The organism is Burkholderia sp. Ac-20384 (genome assembly GCF_017104605.1).
GTDB lineage: Bacteria > Pseudomonadota > Gammaproteobacteria > Burkholderiales > Burkholderiaceae > Burkholderia > Burkholderia lata.
The window spans coordinates 1-3,981 of record NZ_JAAGPE010000500.1; the positions used below are offsets into that span (position 1 = coordinate 1).

The window sequence follows — 3,981 nt, forward strand, 5'->3', positions numbered from 1 at the left end:
TACCTGCGCGCGCGCTTCGGCACCGCCTGGCAGCAGAGGGCGGCGCTGCTGTCGATCGACGATCCGGAATGGGCCGAGCTGATCGGGATCACGACGATCCGCCAGCCGACCTACGAAATCGGCTACAAGGCCGTCGAATTCGTGCACGAGCGGATCGACGGCGCAGCGGGCGACGTACGCGTCTCGCTGTTGCCGGGCGAGCTGGTTGCGCGCGCGTCGACCGCAAGCTGAGTATCATTCGGGGCACGCAGCGCGTCAGGTGCGCTGCCCCGAACAAGGAAATACATGACTGTCGCCCCCATCACGCTGGCGGTGCTGATCGCCGCCACGCTGATCATCGCGCTCCTGCCGCTCGTCCTCTTCCGTATTCTGCGCAAGCCACTGGCGCTGAACCGCCGCGACACGATCGTCGGCGTGGCCGTCTTCACGCTGTTTGCGATGATCCTCGAACGCGCGTTCCACGGGCTCGTGCTGAGCCAGACGCCGCCGGATGGCTGGCTCACGCAGCCGCTCGCGTTCGTCGCGTACAGCGCGCTCGCAACCGCCGTATTCGAGGAAGTCGGCCGCTATCTCGGGATGCGTTTCCTGAACCGCCGCTATGGCCCGTCGGCCGGTGACGGCCGCGGAATCGGCTACGGGATCGGTCACGGTGGCGCCGAAGCATGGTTCGTCGGCGTCCTCGTGTGGGGCCAGTGGTCGTATCTCGCGTGGCTCGCGAGCCGCGGCCAGCTGGAGACCCAGCTCGCCGACCTGCCGGGCGATACCGTCGTGCGGCTGCACGTGATGCTCGCGACGCTGTCGGCACAGTCGATCCTGCTGTTGCTGCTCGAACGCTGCGCGGCATTCGTGCTGCAGCTCGCGCTGTCGGTGCTGGTCTGGCGCGGCGTGCGCGCCGGCCGCGCGGGCGTGTTGCCGCTCGCGATCGCGCTGCATGCGCTCGCGGCCGCACCGGCGCTGCTGTACCAGGTGCGCGTGCTGCCGGCCGGCTGGGTCGAGGCCGTGTATTTCGTGCTGGCCGCGATCCTGGTCGTCGTGCTGGTGAAGGCATGCCGGCCGTCGCAATCGGCAGCCTGACGGGAGGACGGGATGGATGACTATCTGATCGAATGCCAGAGCGCGGAATTCGACGCGCTCGCACGCGTGATCTGCGATCTCTTTCCGGAGCAGACGCGTTTCGCCGAAAACACCGACGCACGCGGGCGGTTCCTGTCCGTGCAGTGGCTGGCGATGCGTTTCGGCTCGGCGCCGAAGCGGATGACGCTCGATATCCGGATCGTGCCGGCCGCGCTCGCGCGCTACCTGGCGCTCAAGCCGGTGCAACGGGCACGCAGCCACGCGGTGCTGCATGCCTATACGGAAGCGATGCTCGGGTCGCTCGAGGAGCGTCACGCGGCCGGCGAGGCCGTCGAACGCGACGCGGAACTCGAACTCGACGAAGACTTTGCTTGATCGTTCGCGCCGGCGCAATGCCGGCGTGCTGCATTACGCGTCGCGGTAGACCTGCGCGAAGCGCTGCGCCTGCACGACACCGTAGTCGCCGGGCGCGTACTGCATCACCCAGTCGCCGGCGACGCCGCGCAGCGTGTCGCCGTTTTCCGAGCGGGCGATCGTGAACGGCTCGTCCATCCGGCGGGCGAGCACGACGGCCGGCCGGTTGCGGTACGCACCCGGTGCGCCGTGTGCGAGTGCCGGATCGGCAGGCAGGTATTTGGCGTTGAAGCGCGCGCGCGACACGACCCAGCGGTCGCCGGTCGAGCCCGTGATCAGCGCGTCGCCCGCGACGTAGCGGTTCGGGCCTTCGAGGCTCATCAGTTCGCCGTCGGCCCCTGCGAAGGAAACGGCGACGGTTTCATCCTTGACGACGCGACGGGCCTGCGGATCGGTACGCAGGTCGATTTGCTTGAGTTCGAGCATGGCGGGAGAGGGCGGGAAAGCTGTAAAAGCCGGGAGCTTATCCCGAATCCGGCGCGCCGTGTGACGCGCCGGTCGCCTGGAGCGGCGCGGCGTCGTTCGGCCCGGGCGGGCGGCACGGCGCCGGCGCGGAGGGCGTCAGGGCTGCGCGGGTGCGCTGGCGGCCGGCGCGGCTGCTGCCTTGCCTTCCTTGCCCTTCGTCTTGCCTTTGCCGCGGTGTTCGCCGCCGTGATGCAGCCAGCTGCGGAACGTCGTGTCGGCCAGTGCCTTCTGGTCGGCCGGGAAGCTCTCGTAGAGCGGTGCAAATGAGTCGGCGAGCTTCTTCGCGCCGTCGGCGTTCGCCTGCGACAGTTCCGCGTACTGCTTCATGTCGTCGAGTGCGGAGACGTCGTGCTTGGCCATCCGTTCGCGATAGAGGCGGCCCATCGTGTCGCCGTTGTCGCGCATCGTGTCGGCAAACGTCTTCCACTGCGGTTCCTGCGCCGACGTGATCTTCAGCTGGTCGTGCAGGTACTTGATACGTTGCTCGACGCGCGCTTCGTGGCGCGCCTCGCGCTGCTCGGCGCTCGGGGCCGAAGCCGCGGCCGTCGTGGCCTGGGCGGGCGCCTGCGGCTGTGCCGGGGTTTGCGCGAACGCGCTGGCTGCAACGGCGAGCGTGGCGAGGGTGAGCGAGATTTTCTTCATGGTTGGCTCTCCGGGGTGGTGTCTTGCGAGCGGGCGCGGCGGCAACTGCCGCAAGCGCGCTTCTCGCGTCGCCTGCTATTAGTAGCACGTTGCGTGCGGCGCAGCAGTGAATGCGACACTTGCTTACATCCGATACGAATCGAAATTGAAAGGTTCGACTCGGCGCCGGGCGATGGCGTTTGGGCGGGCCGGCGTTCGGCGCTATCATCGCGTCACCTTCCACTCAGCCGGCGCGTCGTGCCCCGGCCCAGCCTCATGCGTCCACCCCGCCTCGACCAACTCGACGATCTCGACCGGCAACTCGTCGCGCTGCTGCAGGCCGATGCGCGCGCCAGCGTTGCGGATCTCGCGCGCCAGCTCGACGTTGCGCGCACGACGGTCGTCGCCCGCATCGCGCGGCTCGAGCGCACCAACGTGATCGCCGGCTACAGCGTCCGGCTCGGGCAGGATGTGCTCGACGCGAGCATTTACGCGTACGTCGGCATCATCCTCACGCCGAAGTTCGGCAAGGACGTGTTGCGCAAGCTCGACCGGATGCCCGAGGTGCAGCTGCTGTGTGCGGTGAGCGGCGAGTACGACTACGTCGCGTGGCTGCGCGCGGATTCGCCCGAACGGCTCAACGACCTGCTCGACCAGATCGGCACGCTCGAAGGCGTCGAACGCACGACGACGTCGATCATCCTGTCGCGCAAGATCGATCGAGGGACGATCGGCGGCTGACGTTCAAGCATGGCCTCCGTCGCGCGGTGCGTGTTGCGCCGGCGTATCGGCCGGGCTGTCGGGCTGCGTCGCGCCAGGCGTCTGCACCAGCGGAATCCGCACCGAGATGCGCAACCCGCGCGATTCCGCTTCGTCCGCATACGCGAGCGTGATGCCGGCGCCCATCCGGTCCGCGACGATCTTCACGATCGACAGGCCGAGCCCGGAGCCGATCTGCGCATTGCCCGGCACCCGGTAGAACGGATCGAATACGCGCTCGCGTTCGTGCGGCGCGATGCCCGGCCCGGTATCGGCGATCGTCAAGCACGCGTGCGTGTCCGTGCGTTGCGTCGACAGGTCCACGCGTCCGCCCGGCGGCGTGTAGCGGATCGCGTTGTCGACCAGGTTCATCACGAGCGATACGAGTTCGAGCTCGTCGACGGGCACGGAGGTATCCGGGCCGTCTTCGATGCCGATGTCGATGGCTTTCGCGTCGGCGAGCGGCATCAGGTCTTCCAGCACGCGGCGATAGACCGCATGGACCGACACGTTACCGGGCGGCGCGGCCGGCGCGCTTTGCGCCCGTGCGAGCGCGAGCAGCTGCCCGATCAGGTGGCGGCTGCGGTCGAGCCCGCCGCGCAGCGCGGCGAGCCGTGCGCACGCATCGTCCGGCAGGTCGGCCTCGGC

7 protein-coding genes are annotated in these 3,981 nt (G+C 68.7%); 4 read left to right on the forward strand and 3 right to left on the reverse strand.

The annotated features are described in order from the left end of the window. The 3 genes from G3O00_RS40545 to G3O00_RS40555 form a co-directional block, all read left to right on the forward strand. The coding region (locus G3O00_RS40545; RefSeq protein ID WP_206146358.1) for a substrate-binding domain-containing protein at positions 1 to 231 on the forward strand (231 nt) is incomplete at its 5' end. Between the two features lie 54 nt (positions 232 to 285). After that, positions 286 to 1,074 carry a YhfC family glutamic-type intramembrane protease gene (locus G3O00_RS40550; protein ID WP_206146359.1) on the forward strand — a complete coding sequence of 263 codons (789 nt, stop codon included), beginning with the start codon at positions 286 to 288 and terminating at the stop codon, positions 1,072 to 1,074. Between the two features lie 12 nt (positions 1,075 to 1,086). Beyond that, the gene (locus tag G3O00_RS40555; protein WP_206146360.1) at positions 1,087 to 1,449 is read left to right on the forward strand and encodes a DUF3022 domain-containing protein; all 363 of its coding nucleotides are present in this window, start codon (positions 1,087 to 1,089) and stop codon (positions 1,447 to 1,449) included. Positions 1,450 to 1,482: 33 nt separating this feature from the next. Here the strand turns inward: G3O00_RS40555 and G3O00_RS40560 are convergent, their stop codons facing one another. Together G3O00_RS40560 and G3O00_RS40565 are read right to left on the reverse strand one after the other, a co-directional pair. Then, positions 1,483 to 1,914: a PGDYG domain-containing protein gene (locus G3O00_RS40560; protein ID WP_206146361.1), complete on the reverse strand. Its 432-nt coding sequence runs from the start codon at positions 1,912 to 1,914 to the stop codon at positions 1,483 to 1,485. A gap of 135 nt (positions 1,915 to 2,049) precedes the next feature. Continuing rightward, positions 2,050 to 2,595, reverse strand: a complete 546-nt coding sequence (locus G3O00_RS40565; protein ID WP_011352173.1) for a Spy/CpxP family protein refolding chaperone — start codon at positions 2,593 to 2,595, stop codon at positions 2,050 to 2,052. A 255-nt stretch (positions 2,596 to 2,850) separates the two neighbouring features. Here G3O00_RS40565 and G3O00_RS40570 point away from each other — a divergent pair, with 255 nt between their 5' ends. Further along, the gene (locus G3O00_RS40570; protein WP_006481526.1) at positions 2,851 to 3,315 is read left to right on the forward strand and encodes an Lrp/AsnC family transcriptional regulator; all 465 of its coding nucleotides are present in this window, start codon (positions 2,851 to 2,853) and stop codon (positions 3,313 to 3,315) included. A 3-nt stretch (positions 3,316 to 3,318) separates the two neighbouring features. Here G3O00_RS40570 and G3O00_RS40575 read toward each other — a convergent pair. Beyond that, a partial coding sequence (locus G3O00_RS40575) for a HAMP domain-containing sensor histidine kinase (RefSeq protein ID WP_206146362.1) occupies positions 3,319 to 3,981 on the reverse strand: 663 nt, incomplete at its 5' end.

What these genes read in the sequence shown, in the direction of transcription:
- G3O00_RS40550 (WP_206146359.1), top strand. Translation starts at nt 286, where the DNA reads ATGACTGTCGCCCCCATCACGCTGGCGGTGCTGATCGCCGCCACGCTG.
- G3O00_RS40555 (WP_206146360.1), top strand. Translation starts at nt 1,087, where the DNA reads ATGGATGACTATCTGATCGAATGCCAGAGCGCGGAATTCGACGCGCTC.
- G3O00_RS40560 (WP_206146361.1), bottom strand. Translation starts at nt 1,914, where the DNA reads ATGCTCGAACTCAAGCAAATCGACCTGCGTACCGATCCGCAGGCCCGT.
- G3O00_RS40565 (WP_011352173.1), bottom strand. Translation starts at nt 2,595, where the DNA reads ATGAAGAAAATCTCGCTCACCCTCGCCACGCTCGCCGTTGCAGCCAGC.
- G3O00_RS40570 (WP_006481526.1), top strand. Translation starts at nt 2,851, where the DNA reads ATGCGTCCACCCCGCCTCGACCAACTCGACGATCTCGACCGGCAACTC.